The following is a 316-nucleotide window of genomic DNA, read 5'->3' as shown; positions in this document are numbered from 1 at the left end:
CCAGACGATGCGCCTTGCGAGCGACGGCAATGCCGCCGCCGAGCCGGTCGACATCAGGGCTTGCCTGATGGAGATCGAAGCCCTGGCCAAAGCGACCTGGGATCGCAATATCGCGTTCGAGATATATGCCAGCGAGACGCTTCCGATCTTCCGATGCAGCCGCGTAGGGCTGCAAAGCGCCATTATGAACCTGCTGCTCAACGCGCGCGACGCCATGCCGGATGGCGGCGTGATTTCAATCATAGCCACCGCCATCGACGACGAACGCGCCGCAGCCGGGATCGAATTGCGGATTTCGGACAATGGTCTCGGGATG

At 61.7% G+C, this 316-nt stretch carries 1 pseudogene; it reads left to right on the top strand.

Annotated elements, in window-relative coordinates:
• Positions 1–67: 67 nt before the first annotated feature.
• A pseudogene (locus AF337_RS11950) lies at positions 68–316 on the top strand (sensor histidine kinase); the annotation flags it as partial.

The sequence above is a fragment of the Rhizobium ecuadorense genome (assembly GCF_001187535.1).
Taxonomy (GTDB): domain Bacteria; phylum Pseudomonadota; class Alphaproteobacteria; order Rhizobiales; family Rhizobiaceae; genus Rhizobium; species Rhizobium ecuadorense.
The sequence above is the reverse complement of the archived record's forward strand: the minus strand, read 5'-3'. Positions and strand labels throughout refer to the sequence as shown.